Below are 17337 nucleotides of genomic sequence, written 5' to 3'. Positions count from 1 at the left end.
CTCTTTGAAATTAAACCACTTTGTTTTTTTTTTTTTTTTTTGAAAGCGCTTTAATAAAACACTTTCCGGCCGATGTGATTGAGAAATTTTTAAACCATTTCATACTGTTCCTTATTTAAGGATCGAAAAGGGAGGAAAAGTCATGATCAGTGAAAATTTAAGGAAGATTAGCATGACTGAAAAAGTTGGTTATGCTTCTGGAGATTTTGCATGTAATTTAATTTATGCAACGGTGTCTACTTATCTTTTGTTCTTCTACACCGATGTATTTGGTTTATCGGCTGCAGCAGCCGGCACCATGTTCTTAGTGGTTAGAATCATTGACGCTCTCGCTGATCCTTTTATTGGAACAATAGTAGACAGAACAAATAGCAAATTTGGACGCTTTCGACCGTATCTTTTATTTGGAGCTTTCCCATTTGTAGTACTTGCAATACTCTGTTTTACAACTCCAGATTTCTCAGATATGGGGAAATTAATATATGCCTATGTTACCTATGTTGGCTTGTCGCTTACATACACAACCATAAACGTTCCATATGGCGCGTTAACTTCTGCAATGACCAGAAATAATCAAGAAGTTGTTAGTATAACATCTGTTCGTATGTTATTTGCAAATCTTGGGGGACTTGTCGTTGCATTTTTTGTTCCCTTATTGGCTGCTTATTTAAGCGATACTTCCGGCAACGAATCTCTTGGCTGGCAGCTAACCATGGGTATTTTGGGAATGATAGGCGGGTGCCTTTTAATCTTTTGTTTTAAAAGCACAAAAGAGCGTGTCACTCTTCAAAAGTCTGAGGAGAAAATTAAATTATCGGATATATTTGAGCAATTTCATGTGAATCGTCCACTTGTTGTATTAAGCATTTTCTTTATTATTATTTTTGGAGTGAATTCAATAAGTAATTCAGTTGGCATCTATTACGTGACATATAACTTAGGAAGAGAGGATTTAGTGAAGTGGTACGGTTTGATTGGAAGTTTGCCTGCTTTGGTCATTTTACCGTTTATTCCAAGGCTTCACCAATTATTGGGAAAGAAAAAACTACTAAACTATGCATTATTACTGAATATTATCGGCCTCTTAGCTTTACTATTTGTTCCGTCAAGTAATGTATATCTTATCCTCTTCTTTCGATTAATTGCTGCTGCTGGAAGTATCACCGCCGGGGGATATATGTGGGCGCTCATTCCTGAAACAATAGAATATGGAGAGTATAGGACTGGGAAAAGAATGGGTGGGCTCATTTATGCTATTATCGGATTTTTCTTTAAATTCGGTATGGCATTGGGAGGGATTGTTCCTGGATTGGTTCTAGATAAGTTTGGATACGTGGCAAATCAAACACAAACCCCGGAGGCATTAACGGGAATTTTAATTACAGCAACTATCATTCCAGTATTCTTGCTGGTTCTAGCCATGATTGATATTAATTTCTATAATTTAGATGAAGAGAAATACAAAAAAATGGTACGAGAATTAGAGAATAGAGATAAAGTTTATTTGGATAATATCGAGGAATTCAAGGCTTAAATAAGAAAATGGCTGAGGAGGAGTTCAAATGAAGATTATTAATCCAGTACTTAAAGGATTCAATCCCGATCCAAGTATCTGTAAGGTAGGAGAGGATTATTATATCGCTGTCTCTACATTTGAGTGGTTTCCAGGTGTCCAGATACACCATTCAAAAGATTTAGTGAATTGGCGTTTAGTCGCACATCCGTTACAGAGAGTTTCACAATTAGACATGAAAGGGAACCCTAATTCAGGCGGGGTTTGGGCGCCATGTTTAAGTTATAGTGACGGAAAGTTTTGGCTGATCTATACGGATGTTAAGGTAGTAGATGGCGCATGGAAAGATTGTCATAATTATTTAGTTACTTGTGAAACGGTCAATGGTGATTGGGGGGACCCAATCAAATTAAATAGCTCAGGATTTGATGCTTCTTTGTTCCATGATACGGATGGAAAAAAATATTTATTAAATATGTTATGGGATCAGCGAATTGACCGGCATTCATTTGGAGGAATTGTTATACAGGAATATTCTGATGAGGAGAAAAAATTAATTGGTAAACCGAAAGTTATTTTTAAAGGAACCGATAGAAAACTAACAGAAGCTCCGCACCTTTATCATATTGGGAACTATTATTATTTATTAACTGCAGAAGGAGGAACACGGTTTGAACACGCTGCAACAATGGCCCGCTCTACAAATATTGAAGGTCCATATGAAGTTCATCCCGATAATCCAATCTTAACGTCATGGCATGATCCTGGAAATCCATTGCAAAAATGTGGTCATGCATCCATTGTTCAAACACATACAGGTGAGTGGTATTTAGCTCATTTAACGGGACGTCCTATTCATCCTGACGATGATTCAATTTATCAGCAGAGAGGATATTGTCCTTTAGGCAGAGAAACTGCTATTCAAAAACTCTATTGGAGAGATGAATGGCCTTATGTAGTAGGTGGAAAAGAAGGAAGCTTGGAGGTAGAAGCACCTTCTATACCCGAAACAATGTTTGAAGCAACGTACCCGGAAGTTGATGAATTTGAGGATTCAACATTAAATATAAATTTTCAAACTTTAAGGATTCCTTTTACGAATGAATTAGGTTCATTGACTCAGGTGCCAAATCATTTACGATTATACGGTCATGAATCATTAACCTCGACATTTACTCAGGCATTTGTAGCCAGACGTTGGCAGAGTCTCCATTTTGAAGCGGAAACTGCTGTAGAGTTTTATCCGGAGAATTTTCAACAAGCCGCTGGATTGGTGAACTATTACAATACAGAGAACTGGACGGCTCTTCAAGTTACGCATGATGAAGAACTTGGCCGTATTCTTGAATTAACAATATGTGATAACTTTTCTTTTTCACAACCATTAAAAAATAAAATTGCTATTCCTCGAGAAGTAAAGTATGTATATTTAAGAGTAAATATTGAAAAGGAAAAGTATTATTATTTCTATTCTTTTAACAACGAAGATTGGCACAAAATTGACATTGCATTGGAATCGAAAAAATTATCTGATGACTACATCCGTGGGGGAGGGTTCTTCACAGGAGCCTTTGTAGGGATGCAATGTCAAGATACCAGTGGTAATCATATTCCGGCCGACTTTAGATATTTTCGCTATAAAGAAAAATAATTTTTGCATGAAAAAAGGAGACTTCTATTTGAGAACTCCTTTTTTCATATTAGAAGGTGTCATATGCAAATATCCTTCAGAAATACTCCTATTCAGCTTTAAAATAACAAAACAAAAGAGCTCATCTAAAGATGAGCTAGAACATAGGGATTTGACATTTTAATCATAAATTACATTGTAATCATATCTAGAAAATGATCAATAACAATGGAGGACATTCCTAATGCTGGTGCATTTTTTCCTAAGAAAGAAGGCAATAATTCATAGCTATTGCCTAATTGGGAATAAACCCTGGACGACACTTCGCTTCTAATTGAATTTAGTACCATAGGATGCGATTCAATTATGCTGTTTCTTAAAATGATGGCTTGTGGATTGAATGTATTTAGAATATTGGTAAGGCCTACTCCTAAATAAAATCCAAAAGTCTGTAATGCATTTAAAGTGCCGATATCATTCAGATGGGCGAGGTCTATGATCTCTTGATAGGACACTTTTTTCTCTTTAGTCTGAAGAGATTTTAATAAAGCCTTCTCTGAAGCATACAATTCCCAGCAACCCCGGTTTCCGCAACTGCATTTAGGACCATTAAAGTCTATTGTCATATGTCCCATTTCTCCGGAGAATCCGCTTATCCCTCTATATAAATCATTATTGATAATAACACCAATCCCTATCCCTGTACTGATACTTGCATATATAATGTTATCGTGATTTTTTGCAGCACCAAATACTTTTTCTCCATATGCGCCGGCATTTGCCTCATTTTCAATAAAAACGGGCACATTGAACTTCTCTTGTATGAAAGATTTTAAGTCAATATCTCTCCAGTTGGAGTTCGGAGTGAAAACAATTTTTTGATTTTTATCAATTAGTCCAGGCACGCATATGCCTATACCAATAAGCCTGTACGGAGATTGTGGCATATGCGTAATAAAGTGATGAATCATATCAATTAAAATATCTTTGGTTATTTCTGGAGAATTCGATTCCAAATGGTGGTGTTGATCAAGAACGATCGTTCCTTCAAGGTCTGTTAAAATGCCATTAATATAATCCACACCAACATCTATTCCTATGGAGTATCCCGCCTTTTTATTAAAAACAAGCATGACAGGTCTTCTTCCGCCACTTGATTGTCCTTGACCGATTTCAAATACAAGATTTTCTTTCATCAGGGTGTTTACCTGTGATGAGACAGTTGATTTATTTAATCCAGTCATTTCAGATAATTTTGCTCTTGAAATAGGTGAATTCTTAAGAATTTCTTTTAATAATAGCTTTTGATTTACTTTTTTGACAAAGGTTTGATCAGCGATATCCACTTCATCCACTCCAATAGTATAAACTTTATATTAAGTTACATGTTTTCGGTTTCAGTATGAGACATAGTACATAGCTAATTTACCTTTATTATATCTAATGTGTTCATGAAAAACTTAAAAAAATATTGAAAATACTGATGAGGTTATATAAAATTAAAATAAGTTAGTTTGTTCGAGCAACAAACTAATATGCAACTTACTTACATTATGAAATAAAAATGCTGAATTGTATGATCATGTTTTGAATTTATTTTTAAGGGGGAAATAAGATGGCTCAAACTCATTCTAGTTCAGTCAACTATTTTGGAAGCGTAAACAAAGTGGTTTACGAAGGGAAAGATTCCACTAATCCTTTAGCATTTAAATATTATAATTCTGAAGAAGTAATCGGCGGAAAAACGATGAAAGAGCATTTGCGATTTTCTATTGCCTATTGGCACACATTTACCGCTGACGGCACAGACGTTTTTGGGGCAGCTACGATGCAAAGACCATGGGATCACTATAAAGGAATGGATCTGGCGAAGGCGAGAGTAGAAGCAGCTTTTGAGATGTTTGAAAAACTGGATGCACCATTTTTTGCTTTTCATGACCGAGATGTTGCACCAGAAGGAAATACGTTAAAAGAAACAAATCAAAATTTAGATATCATCGTGGGCATGATTAAAGATTACATGAGCAATAGCAACGTTAAGCTATTATGGAATACTGCAAACATGTTTACGAATCCCCGTTTTGTCCATGGTGCCGCAACTTCCTGCAATGCAGATGTGTTTGCGTATGCTGCAGCACAAGTAAAAAAAGGGTTAGAAACAGCAAAAGAGCTTGGCGCCGAGAACTATGTATTTTGGGGCGGCCGTGAAGGATATGACACATTGTTAAATACCGATTTAAAATTGGAACTTGATAATTTGGCGAGATTTATGCATATGGCAGTGGATTATGCGAAGGAAATCGGATATACAGGACAGTTGTTGATTGAACCAAAACCAAAAGAGCCGACCACTCATCAATATGATACAGATGCAGCAACAACCATTGCCTTTTTAAAGCAATATGGCTTAGACAATCATTTTAAATTAAATCTCGAAGCCAATCATGCCACATTAGCCGGGCATACATTTGAACATGAATTACGGATGGCAAGAGTACACGGTCTTCTTGGCTCTGTTGACGCGAATCAGGGTGATCCTCTTTTAGGCTGGGATACAGATGAATTTCCAACAGATTTATATTCTACGACATTAGCAATGTACGAAATCCTGCAAAATGGCGGCCTTGGAAGCGGCGGATTAAACTTCGACGCGAAAGTTAGAAGAGCTTCTTTTGAGCCTGATGATCTAATATATTCCCATGTTGCGGGGATGGATGCATTTGCAAGAGGATTGAGAGTAGCCCATAAATTGATCGAAGATCGTGTGTTTGATGATGTGATTCAACATCGTTATCGCAGCTTTACTGAAGGAATTGGTCTTGAAATTACAGAAGGAAGAGCTAATTTCCATACTCTTGAGCAATATGCGCTTAATAATAAATCAATTCAAAACGAATCAGGAAGACAGGAGCGATTAAAAGCTATATTGAACCAATACATTTTAGAAGTATAACAGATAAAGAGAATCACGATAAAAAGGTTTGATACCCAAGTTACCTGAGGCTGCCCGTCATGATTTCTTACCTTTTGCTTATTGTTATGACGGGTACTTTCTATAATTGGGCTTTATTTTAAGTGAGTGGTTTTTATAAGGGTAAGGGGTGAAAAAATGAAGTATGTCATTGGAGTAGATCTTGGAACGAGTGCTGTTAAAACAATTTTAGTCAATCAAAACGGCAAGGTTTGTGCAGAAACGTCGAAGAGTTATCCGCTCATTCAAGAGAAGGCAGGGTATAGTGAGCAAAATCCCGAAGACTGGGTGCAGCAAACAATTGATGCATTGGCTGAATTGGTTTCCATATCCAACGTTCAAGCCAAGGATATTGACGGGATAAGCTATTCAGGACAAATGCATGGGTTAGTCCTGCTTGACCAAGACTTAAAGGTGTTGCGTCATGCAATTCTTTGGAATGACACCAGAACGACGCCTCAATGTATTTGGATGACTGAAAATTTTGGCGATCATCTGCTTGATATCACAAAAAACCGAGTTTTAGAAGGGTTTACATTACCTAAAATTTTATGGGTGAAGGAACATGAGCCTGAACTTTTTAAAAGAACAGCTGTTTTTTTGCTTCCCAAAGACTATGTGAGATTTCGTATGACTGGTGCCATTCACACCGAATACTCCGATGCAGCAGGAACGTTGCTTTTACATATTACTCGCAAGGAGTGGAGCGATGATATTTGCAATCGATTTGGTATTTCTGCAGATATTTGTCCTCCGCTTGTTGAATCTCATGATTGTGTAGGATCGCTGCTTCCTCACGTTGCGGCGGAGACAGGGCTATTGGAAAAAACAAAAGTATACGCCGGGGGAGCTGATAATGCTTGCGGTGCTATTGGAGCGGGTATTCTTTCTTCCGAAAAAACACTATGCAGTATTGGGACGTCAGGGGTCATACTTTCCCACGAAGAAGACAAAGAAAGAGACTTTAAAGGGAAAGTGCACTTTTTTAATCATGGAAAAAAGGATTCTTTTTATACAATGGGAGTCACACTCGCTGCAGGGTACAGCTTGGACTGGTTTAAAAGAACGTTTGCACCAAACGAATCGTTTGAGCAATTATTGCAGGGAGTGGAATCTATTCCGATAGGAGCCAATGGACTGCTATACACTCCTTATTTGGTTGGTGAAAGAACGCCACATGCTGATTCTTCTATTCGGGGAAGCTTGATCGGAATGGATGGAGCCCACAAAAGAGAGCATTTTTTGAGGGCAATAATGGAAGGCATCACATTCTCTTTACATGAATCAATTGAGCTATTCCGCGAAGCCGGAAAATCAGTAAATACTGTTATTTCTATTGGTGGGGGAGCTAAAAATGAAACGTGGCTGCAAATGCAAGCTGATATTTTCAATGCGAGCGTGATTAAGTTAGAAAATGAACAAGGCCCAGCCATGGGGGCTGCTATGCTAGCTGCCTTTGGAAGTGGGTGGTTTGAATCCCTTGAAGATTGTGCAGAGCAGTTTATTCACAAGGCTTCTACATTTTATCCCAAGGAACAAAATGTTCAACAATATAAAACGCTATTCGATTTATATAAGAAAATTTACACTCACACTAAGGATCTCAATACAGCTTTGAAGAGCTTTCGAACAAACTAATGATTAGTGAGGGCCGGTAAGCGTTTATTTTTTCCAGGAGATCAATGAAAGAACAATTAACGACTCATCATGATCATAAGCCCCTTTAATCACATAACTACAGCTGCATCATAGAAGTTGGGTTTATATATCTGTTAACAAAATTGAAAGCGGTATCAAAGAATCTTTAGTGCAATTCTATTGATAATCAAAAAACACAAAGCTATTACATTACCAAGCTAAATTTTTAGGGGGATAGCTGCAGGAAGAATATTATAGCTACTATGCTGCTTTCTTTTAAAAGGTGGTGAGGGACAAACATTACGGTAAGACTCAAATACAATCTAATCAAACAGGAGGTATACCAAATGAAACAAAAAAGAATGAAGTTTTTTTTAGCGGTTTTATTTAGTCTATTGCTGACATTACCTGCATGGTCCGCACAGGCGGCAACTACAATCACCTCAAATCAAACTGGCTCCCAAGATGGCTATGACTATGAATTGTGGAAGGATTATGGGAACACAAGTATGACGCTCAATAGCGGCGGCGCGTTTAGTGCCCAGTGGAGTAACATTGGGAATGCTTTATTTAGAAAAGGCAAGAAATTCGATACAACCAAGACTCACTCACAACTTGGAAACATATCAATTCGTTACAACGCAACCTTCAATCCGGGAGGAAATTCTTATCTATGTGTTTATGGATGGACGAAAGATCCACTCGTAGAATATTATATCGTCGATAATTGGGGCACCTATAGACAGACCGGAATACCAAAGGGTACTATTACTGTTGATGGAGGGACATATGACATTTATGAGACCACTCGCATCAACCAACCCTCCATTATAGGCATCGCGACTTTTAAACAATATTGGAGTGTCCGACAGACAAAACGCACGAGCGGAACCGTATCTGTCAGCGAACACTTCAAGAAGTGGGAAAGCTTAGGAATGCCAATGGGTAAATTGTATGAAACCGCGCTTACGGTAGAGGGATATCAAAGTAATGGCAGTGCTAATGTAACTACGAATGTACTGACTATTGGCGGTAAGCAATAAATCATGCTGATTTGGTAACCGTTCAAACTCTTGATTTACGATCAAATCGGAAGTATTGTCTACGCACAAAAAACCCCTCACAGTCATGTGAAGGGTTTTTTTAAATTAGTAGCTATACTATCTAATTGCTGTTTCTCTAGTATTCAACAACATCAATGTCCGTCATTAAAAAGCAATATCATATCTAAATAAAGGAGTCGATAAAAGGAATATAAAAAACGGAGGATTTAAGTGATATGATTCACTCCATACGCCGTTCGTATTCCGGATTCAATCGCTCCTTGCATCCATCCATGAGTAAGTGAGGCGTGTTCTCCAGCGAAATGTATTTTCCCTTCAGGGGTAGGGATATATGGATACAGCTGTAATTCCTGTCCTGGTTCAAAAGCTGTGAATCCTCCAGCTGAATAAGGGTTGAGGGTCCAGCTAAAAGAAGCGCCGGTCACAAATTCTGACCACACTATATCACCATATATTTCTGATAAATTCATTAAAGTATAGCGGAGGCGCTCTCCCTCTGAAAGACTGTCCCATATCAGCGCCTCATCCGCCCATGTATAACTCGCTACAATAACAGCATGACCATTCGAGCCAATGTCAATGCTGGGATAATATGAAAATCTTATCGGAAGATCAGTGATCGATTTGCCGCCGCGCTGCCCAGCTTTTTCCCAAAAACGACTCTTAAACTCTATTCCGATTTTTGTTGCAGCAATATAGTTGAGTTCACGAATGGCCCGCCGTTTATAATAAGAAAATGAATCATATGGTTCGACTTGGACAAAACGCAATGTTGAAAATGGAATGGTTATGATAGCGAGATCGCCTGTCACTTCCAAATGGTTTGCTGTCTGTTGATGAATGCAGTTGATCGTAACATTGTTTTGATTTTGAGATATTTTCACCATTTTATGATGGAAGACAATATGTTCTTTTAATTGGGGAAGAAATGCTTGAGGAAGCCGATCCATGCCGCCTGTTATTTCATAGAAGCGAGTTGGCGACGTATAGAAGATGGATTCCCGTAACACTTCAACAAGGGACATACCCATATATGCTTCCATATCCAACAGTACGCCGATCATATCGATTGCACCGTTTGAAAAATAAGTATTCAAGTAAGATGCTAACGAATGGTTCCTGTACTGTGCTTCAACAACCCGCCAATTTCTCGCGGGATCTACAGAAATAAAATTGAGGATAGGCTGCAATACAGAAAGCATCAGCTCTTCGGCCGTTTTTCCTTGTTCATTTTCTGCAACTGGGTATCTTAAGATACCCGTATTGCTTTCAAAATGATGAAGACGTGTTTGAATGCCATTGGCGTAAATGATGTCCATTGGAGTTCTGTTCAAAAATACATTGGTTGGCAGGCTGAATTTTTTTATATATTCCCAGGTTAGAGTATGGATCTCCGGAATGCGCATTGGTCCAACATTGAAATACAGCCCGGCACTGAAGGGAGATCGCAACGTGCAAACTCTGCCCCCGACTCTATCACTCGCTTCCAGAATCGTCACTTTATGTCCTGCGTTCTTCAGTAAAGATGCAGAAACAAGCCCAGCCAACCCGGCGCCAACGATAATAATGTGCTTTGGGTACTGTGATGAGTTAAGACCATTTCTAATAATCGCAATCATGTCTTCGTTCTTTAGTAGAGCATTCATTTATGTAAGGCACCCTCTTTTTTGATTTATTGCATTATATTCATTCAAAAGGGTGTCTATCACGAACTATATCCTTTTTTCACTTGTGTTTTTCAGTGGAGTGCTGCTTAACACAGCCTTTAAATCCTCTGGCATTCACATAACCGTTTTTACTCCAAATAGAACGTTTTTTCGTTTGTGCCTCCTGTTCATCTTTTCTAAACTGGTTTATGTATTTCGTATTTGGCTCATAAACATATGCTACTCTGGCTAATCCTTCTTTTAACAGTGTTTCTTGAACAGACTTGCCATCGACATAAACGTAAGCTAACAGCCTTCCGAATTTATCTCTGCGCTCTCCTTTATCAAATTCTAATTGCAGCTTGCCGCCACTAACCAATTCTTTGTTTCGTTTAGATGCATCCTCGCCATATGGCTGAACACATGAATTTGGCTTTTTAGTCTCTGGAGTATCAATGAGCAAGTAGCGAACTGTGTCAATATTGCCGTTATAGCTAACTTTGATCGTATCTCCGTCAACAGGCCTTTCTAACACAGCATCCACCAAGCCTTTTTTTGCTTCAGGTTGAGAATTCTTGGCAACTGGCTGTTTAAGATCTGAATTGCTTTTTTCAGCAGTATCATTTAATCCGCAGGCTGCCAACGAAAAACTCAAAGCTAATAGACTAAAGCCTAACATTGCTTTCTTCAATTCCATTTCACCTTCTAGAATTTATGTTCTGTTTCTAAGTCAATCAATCAACATTCATTATACTGATATCGCTATTTATTGTGAATGTAATTGATCTTAACACGTACAAGCTCTTGATCAATATTCAAATATCACAAAAAGGTTTCGAAACCATAACATAATAGAAATAGAACATGTTCAGCTGAATTGCCTGAAATTATTCGAAGCATAAGGGAGGGCTTTTTATTATGCGTTCAAAATTAAAGATACCGGAAACTTATATTGGGTAAGCTAATGAAAAAGAAAGAAGGAGATACGAAGTGAAGAAGCACTTACTTTCCTTATGTGTTTTAATATTTGCATTGATTTTTGTTCAAACAAAGACTCAAGCCCTGACATTTACAGAGTTGCCAATTAAACAAAAAACAGAGCAATGGTCAGTCGAGATAACCGAAGCAAAAAATGCAAAGGAATTAGCGAGTCCAAAAAAGGGGGAATATCACGTCTATTCAATGGACATCAAAAACATAGGGGAAGCCGCAGCTACAGTAGATGTACAATTGTATAGAAATGATCCTGATTCAACCACGAGGTTTTCACTTTTTGGCTGTCCCAACGAAAATTGTGTGAGACAGAAGGAGGATTTAATAAGCTTAGCCGAAAGTTTAAACGATGGTACCCCGCTGAAGTTTACACATTTTATGGTGGCTGAAAAGGCATCTGAATTGGAGGTTGTTATTATTTGGACACAAAAAGGAAAAGAAGGACGCCAATTAAAACAAACCTTTACATTCAGTTAGAAAAGGTTAATTAGACAATATAGTGACCTACATAGGAGCTTGAGCATTAAAGCTGTTTGAATGTTGTTTCCATTTGGGTTAACAGGCAGATAATCAACACCTGATCAGTCTTAAGGCAGATATAGCTGCGTTGCGAATCATATGAGCTGAGAACCACCAAGAAAGTCTAATATAGCTGAAAAATTTGAAAAGATAATTATTGGGCTGCTTGAACAGCAGCTCTTTTTCATTTTCAAGTAACATTTTGATCATTTATTCTACTAATTAAAATGAAGAAAGCGAGGGAAAACATGAGAAGCAAGCATAAAATCAAAAAAGTACTAATCATTACAGCTCCATTATTGATTTGTTTAGTAACGTTCTTTGCTATGATAGCAGGAGACAAAGTGAAATATGAGGGAAGCAGCAGGAACGGATTGTGGGTTTCTACCATTGAAAAATCAGATAAAACTTCGATTGGACCTAATTACTTCTTGAATTTATATTGGCAGGGGAATAAGAAAGAAGCGAAAAGAACCATTGTTGAAAAAATTACATTATACATAGATGGTAAAAAGTATGATGACAGAGAGAATTATGATTTATCAGAGTACACAGGTGAAGAAATGCCAGGCGGAGGACAAATGGAAGACCACATTGCTACGTTTGATTTTATGCCTGAAGATGAAGTAATCGGACATGATGTAGTTGTTAAGGTGGAGTGGAAGACTGGTAAGGAGAAACATACAGATCAAATGAGATTACAAGAGAAACCATGGTATAAAAGATAAATCTGCAATGGCGAGTTTAGGTTTAGGGATGAAACGTCCAACATATAGGTCTGCTTTCAAAAACATCTGATTGATAAGTACATGTCAGGATAAAGGCATGTTTTTATCCAAGTAAAATAAAAACATGCAAGTTTGGCTCCTTCCCTGTACATAAGATACTTACATTTCTTTTAAATGCTCGTAAAGCAATCTAAAGCAAACAGTACCAGATATCAAAGGGACTGCAAATAAAATAATCACTGCTGTGATCTCCCAGCCGTTAAAGAAATCGTGGTTTTTAATGAATACCTGTCCTTCTATAATGATAAAAGCTACGATTCCTGTTAATACTAAAAAGCATGAAAACAGAATGATCCGTGCTTTTGTTTTTAGCTTTTTAAACTCATCTTTAAAATAAATGAAAACGAGAACGAAAGAGCAAAAGGATGCTGCAGTGCTTATTACATCAATATTTTTCGTGACTTTCTCAATGATGACACATAAGATGAAAAGAAAAAATGCTAAGTTTTTAGACAAAAAATCTCTCCTTATTTTATGGCTACCCAAAAAGTTTACAAGCTTTTCACAAAAGACACAATGCGATGTTAGTAAATGAGTCTATTGGTCAACTAAATAGTTAATTTATCATATTGTACCATGTACTAAATATTCAATTGTTTTTTGTGTGCAGGCACTAGGGAATGATGTGTAACGGAAAGGGAAAGGGAAAGCTGAATTGAAGGGAGTTTACCGTGTACATCTGTGCTGCAAATCTATAAATTTGTCCTGTCGTTACGGGTGCAACACTTTTGTGTCACGTTATTATAAAGATATACACCAAAAAGGGAGAGATAAATGCATAAAATCGCGATACTGGTCTTAGCGTTCTTTGCTTTTATTTCAGGCTGCAATGATAAGGAAGAAAATAAAATAAAAACGCCAAAGATGCAGAACCTTGTTGGTTTTATCCTTATTAAGGATGAAAAGTCAGCCATATTTCTTGAGGGCAAACATACTCCTGATAAAGAAGACTTTCAATTGTCTCAAGATAGACTAATAAAAAAATATAAAAGTCATGTTGTGATATTGGGATTAAGTCAAATTGAAAACAAAGAAGACCTTGTGACAGGTAAAAAAATGAAGGTGTGGTTCAACACTCTTAAAGAATCTGATCCTCCAAAAACAATAATTAAAAAATTTAAAAGGTTATAACAGTTGGCATCCCCCACATATGATCATTTCATAAAAAGCTCTCCAAACCATATATAACAATTTGAAGAGTAATAAATATAGCATGAAAAACAGCACTCACACGAAGACGTAGTGCTGTTTTAACGTTTGCAGAACATTGCATAAAAGGGTTATTTCCAGACTGACAAATATTTCTTTCGATATTTGCTATCTTTCTCGAGCTCAATCAATTCCATTGCTATTTCCCTAATGTACTCATCTTTGTCTTCATCGTATAATTTTTTTAATCCTACAATCATATCGTAGCGAATCAATGTATGATGTTTTTCGTTTATTCCATTTTTAAAGCGATCAATAATATGAGTAAGCACCATTTCTTTTTGTTTTGGCCCAGCTAAGCCAACCTTCCAAATTGATTGTAAACTATGCCGAGCAGTTACAAATTTTGAATCCTTGGTCACTTCCCATAATGTTGGAAAGTCGCGCAGCATCCGTTTATCCGGATCACTGATTGCTAAACCAGCAAGAAACTGTGCTGCTCTCGCTCGCCTGTGGTTATCCGGATCGGTCAGCCATCCTATTAATTGGTCCCACACTTCATAAGCCCAGTCTACTTTCTCTTTTGTGGCGTTAATAATATTCTGAAAGGCTTCTAATTGCAGATTTTTGTCCTTTGCTTCTAGATGTTCAAAATGAGATTTCATTATACTGTCCATTTTCGTATCACCTTAAAATGATTAGTTATGTTAATTATATCCTTTCACTTGCGATCTTCCAATAAACATCATTTCTCGTGCTAGTGATGGTTTTTGATTGAACAATTAATTGACACCTTTTCGATCATATTGTGTGCTTGAGGGAGTTACATGTCTTCATCAGAAAGTGATTCAATGTTTATGAAAGAATCGGAATTTTTTTATATAACGACGGAAGAATACAAAACAGCCCGTATCCTAGTGCAGCACCTGACGTATTAAGGATTAAATCATCAACGTCAAAACTTCTATAAGAATTTCCTAAATACATAGAAATCGAAAGTTGCGTTAGTTCTATAAACAATGAGATAAAAAAACCAGTTAATAAAATTCGTTTTAGGTTCCTTAACTTGTCAAATAAAAGAGGGAACAATAAGCCAACTGGCAGCAGTAAAATTAGATTTCCACCAAGAGATCTTATCACATAAAACTGCAAACCCAGATGATAAATATCTACCACGAAGCAAAACGGGATAAAGTTATTTCCATACAAAAATGGATGATAGGAATCGTTCCTCAAGTTCGCAATTAAATCGCGATCTATAGGTAAAGGAAATATTGTAACACTTATCAGTTCAAAGAAGTAAACAAATAAACAAAAAATAACAAGGTGCTTATAAATGGCCATTCGTTCTTTCTTATATATAAATCGCTTCATAATTCTATAAAGAATAAAACAAATATAAAGTACAAACATCAATATCAAGAGAAAAGTTGAGTCAAGCATAAATACACCACGAGTTCTTTTTTTGATCTATTCTAACATAATTAGGAAAGAGATTGAGATTACAATATTAGAAGACTTTTATCTAGAATGCAATGTGTTTAATTGCTTTCAAAAAGGGGCGTTCTTTTAAAGAAAGCCTAATTTCGTATGGACAAACGCATTTGGCTGTGAGGCAAAATACAATACAGTAAAACCAGAGGAACGAATGGAGGGTTCGATGTGTTTAGACAATATCCAGTTTGGTATACGCCTTACGATCTGAACTATCATGTGCCTCAACACCTAACAATCTCTTATGATCCACAACGATGTTATCAACGTTGCATGTATCAAACTGGCGGTAACTATGAGTTATGTGACAGATTATGTTATGGAGAAATACAAGTGTAAAAGAGGGGACTTTCTCCTCTTTTACACCACATAATAAAAACCAACATTAAGAATCTGATAATAAAAAAAGGAATTGAATAGGGATAACTCTATTTGAATGATGAAAAAGTGAACCAGGTCGATGAGCTCCTCTTCATCATTTAAAAAAACGACTTCATCACGCATTCTTTGGAATCAAGACCAAAATGGCATTACACCATACGAAATTCAATGGTATGTATGTTAAGCAAGAGAAACTACATTGAGAAGTATGACCATAACGATGACATAATAGCTCTTGGGAACCGCTTTAATGTATTCCTAATACAATGTAGTACAGCGCATGATGACTAAAGAAAACGGATAAGAGCTCGGTGTACATATCGTTACCAATGGTGTTGTCATGTTTACACACGTCATATAGATAAATCTGTATTATGGATCAATCCTGTAGTGATTTCAACTTGAATTAACTATATAATACAAGCTTTCTTTTGAAACAGCAGTTTAGCGATGTGGAAAAACACTGATTTGTTAAAATAAATATATCGTCACTAAACCTCATTTCGAAAGGGGAATTTTTATGACCAAGGTAGCAATAGTTACTGGTTCCGCAGGCGGTTTAGGGAGAGGGATAGCAGAGAGGTTGTGCAAGGATGGTTTTAGTGTCGTTCTGCATGACATTAACGAGGAACTGCTGCATGCAACTGTTTCAGACTTCAAAGAAAATGGCTTTCATGTTATCGGAATAAAAGGGGATGTATCCAAGCGTGAAGACCAATTCAATTTAGTTAAAGCAGCGGCAGATACCTTTGGTCGTTTGGATGTGTTTGTAAACAATGCTGGCATTGAGGCAGTTTCTCCATTTTTAGAAATAACAGAAGACCAACTGAATCAATTGTTCAAGGTTAATGTCAATGGCGTTGTGTTTGGCACTCAAGCAGCTGCCGACCAATTCATTAAGCAAGAAACAAAAGGCAAAATCATTAACGCATGCAGTATAGCAGGGCACGAATCATTTGAAATGCTAGGAACATATTCCGCGACGAAGCATGCTGTGAAATCTTTTACTCATTCAGCTGCTAAAGAGTTAGCCACATATAAAATAACAGTAAACGCATATTGTCCTGGTGTTGCAAAAACAAAAATGTGGGATCGCATTGATGAAGAAATGGTTAAACATAGCGATGATTTCAAACCAGGAGAAGCATTTGAAAAATTCTCTTCAGACATTGCTCTCAAAAGATATCAAACACCTGAAGATGTGGCCAATTTAGTCTCATTTCTAGCTTCAGATGATGCAGATTACATTACCGGTCAAGCTATTTTAACTGATGGCGGCCTGGTTTATAGATGATAGAATTATAAAAGAATCCATTTTGGAGATGGATTCTTTTTGTTCGAGATGAATCAATAATGACTCTTGTTGTATAATGAGAAAAGCAATTGAGAGGTCCATGTATTCATGTAAGAAAATTGAATGGACATTTTGGTGAAAAAATATTTGGTACGTGAGAGCATGTTTAACTTGTTCAGGAAACAAGCAACATTATGGCGCATGTGTGAGTTTTAGACACAAGCAAGACACACAATACATAGCCATAAAAGAGGGGC

At 37.0% G+C, this 17337-nt stretch carries 14 protein-coding genes and 1 pseudogene; 9 read left to right on the top strand and 6 right to left on the bottom strand.

The genetic code is table 11. The annotated features are described in order from the left end of the window. Positions 1 to 142: 142 nt before the first annotated feature. The gene (locus tag NST56_RS11555; RefSeq protein ID WP_168748015.1) at positions 143 to 1534 is read left to right on the top strand and encodes an MFS transporter; all 1392 of its coding nucleotides are present in this window, start codon (positions 143 to 145) and stop codon (positions 1532 to 1534) included. A gap of 28 nt (positions 1535 to 1562) precedes the next feature. After that, positions 1563 to 3164: a xylan 1,4-beta-xylosidase gene (gene xynB / locus NST56_RS11550; RefSeq protein WP_268447406.1), complete on the top strand. Its 1602-nt coding sequence runs from the start codon at positions 1563 to 1565 to the stop codon at positions 3162 to 3164. A 170-nt stretch (positions 3165 to 3334) separates the two neighbouring features. Here xynB and NST56_RS11545 read toward each other — a convergent pair whose 3' ends face one another. Beyond that, entirely contained in the window at positions 3335 to 4489 is a 1155-nt protein-coding gene (locus tag NST56_RS11545) for a xylose repressor (RefSeq protein ID WP_010334504.1), read from the bottom strand. Positions 4490 to 4758: 269 nt separating this feature from the next. Between NST56_RS11545 and xylA the strand changes: the two genes are divergently transcribed. From xylA to NST56_RS11530, 3 genes are all read left to right on the top strand, one after another. Continuing rightward, entirely contained in the window at positions 4759 to 6096 is a 1338-nt protein-coding gene (gene xylA / locus NST56_RS11540) for a xylose isomerase (RefSeq protein ID WP_339176795.1), read from the top strand. 156 nt (positions 6097 to 6252) lie between these two features. Further along, positions 6253 to 7752 (top strand): xylulokinase, encoded by a 1500-nt coding sequence (gene xylB, locus NST56_RS11535; RefSeq protein ID WP_326217535.1) that lies wholly within the window; start codon positions 6253 to 6255, stop codon positions 7750 to 7752. Positions 7753 to 8099: 347 nt separating this feature from the next. Next, entirely contained in the window at positions 8100 to 8795 is a 696-nt protein-coding gene (locus NST56_RS11530) for a glycoside hydrolase family 11 protein (RefSeq protein ID WP_326333439.1), read from the top strand. Positions 8796 to 9022: 227 nt separating this feature from the next. Here NST56_RS11530 and NST56_RS11525 read toward each other — a convergent pair whose 3' ends face one another. Further along, positions 9023 to 10462 (bottom strand): flavin monoamine oxidase family protein, encoded by a 1440-nt coding sequence (locus tag NST56_RS11525; protein WP_326333440.1) that lies wholly within the window; start codon positions 10460 to 10462, stop codon positions 9023 to 9025. Positions 10463 to 10556: 94 nt separating this feature from the next. Then, positions 10557 to 11153, bottom strand: a pseudogene (locus NST56_RS11520) (thermonuclease family protein); the annotation flags it as partial. A gap of 299 nt (positions 11154 to 11452) precedes the next feature. Between NST56_RS11520 and NST56_RS11515 the strand changes: the two are divergent. Both NST56_RS11515 and NST56_RS11510 read left to right on the top strand, forming a co-directional pair. Further along, positions 11453 to 11932 (top strand): hypothetical protein, encoded by a 480-nt coding sequence (locus NST56_RS11515; RefSeq protein WP_010334498.1) that lies wholly within the window; start codon positions 11453 to 11455, stop codon positions 11930 to 11932. Positions 11933 to 12222: 290 nt separating this feature from the next. Then, the gene (locus tag NST56_RS11510; RefSeq protein ID WP_326197491.1) at positions 12223 to 12702 is read left to right on the top strand and encodes a DUF4944 domain-containing protein; all 480 of its coding nucleotides are present in this window, start codon (positions 12223 to 12225) and stop codon (positions 12700 to 12702) included. Positions 12703 to 12861: 159 nt separating this feature from the next. Here the strand turns inward: NST56_RS11510 and NST56_RS11505 are convergent, their stop codons facing one another. Continuing rightward, positions 12862 to 13218: a YoqO family protein gene (locus NST56_RS11505; protein ID WP_326192241.1), complete on the bottom strand. Its 357-nt coding sequence runs from the start codon at positions 13216 to 13218 to the stop codon at positions 12862 to 12864. A 318-nt stretch (positions 13219 to 13536) separates the two neighbouring features. Here NST56_RS11505 and NST56_RS11500 point away from each other — a divergent pair, with 318 nt between their 5' ends. Continuing rightward, positions 13537 to 13893: a DUF3221 domain-containing protein gene (locus tag NST56_RS11500; protein ID WP_339176787.1), complete on the top strand. Its 357-nt coding sequence runs from the start codon at positions 13537 to 13539 to the stop codon at positions 13891 to 13893. Between the two features lie 149 nt (positions 13894 to 14042). On the opposite strand, the gene NST56_RS11495 is transcribed toward NST56_RS11500, so the two are convergent. Both NST56_RS11495 and NST56_RS11490 read right to left on the bottom strand, forming a co-directional pair. Further along, on the bottom strand, positions 14043 to 14588 hold the full coding sequence (locus tag NST56_RS11495; RefSeq protein ID WP_339176786.1) for a hypothetical protein: 546 nt from the start codon (positions 14586 to 14588) through the stop codon (positions 14043 to 14045). A gap of 178 nt (positions 14589 to 14766) precedes the next feature. After that, complete coding sequence (locus NST56_RS11490) at positions 14767 to 15255, bottom strand: VanZ family protein (protein WP_339176784.1); 489 nt, start codon at positions 15253 to 15255, stop codon at positions 14767 to 14769. Positions 15256 to 16306: 1051 nt separating this feature from the next. On the opposite strand from NST56_RS11490, the gene NST56_RS11485 reads away from it, so the two are divergent. Beyond that, positions 16307 to 17080 (top strand): acetoin reductase, encoded by a 774-nt coding sequence (locus tag NST56_RS11485; RefSeq protein WP_268449671.1) that lies wholly within the window; start codon positions 16307 to 16309, stop codon positions 17078 to 17080. The last annotated feature ends 257 nt before the right edge of the window (positions 17081 to 17337 follow it).

The sequence above is a fragment of the Bacillus sp. FSL R5-0560 genome, from assembly GCF_037966305.1.
Classification (GTDB): domain Bacteria; phylum Bacillota; class Bacilli; order Bacillales; family Bacillaceae; genus Bacillus; species Bacillus mojavensis.
Note: the sequence above shows the minus strand (reverse complement) of the source record. Positions and strands in the feature narration are given on the sequence as shown.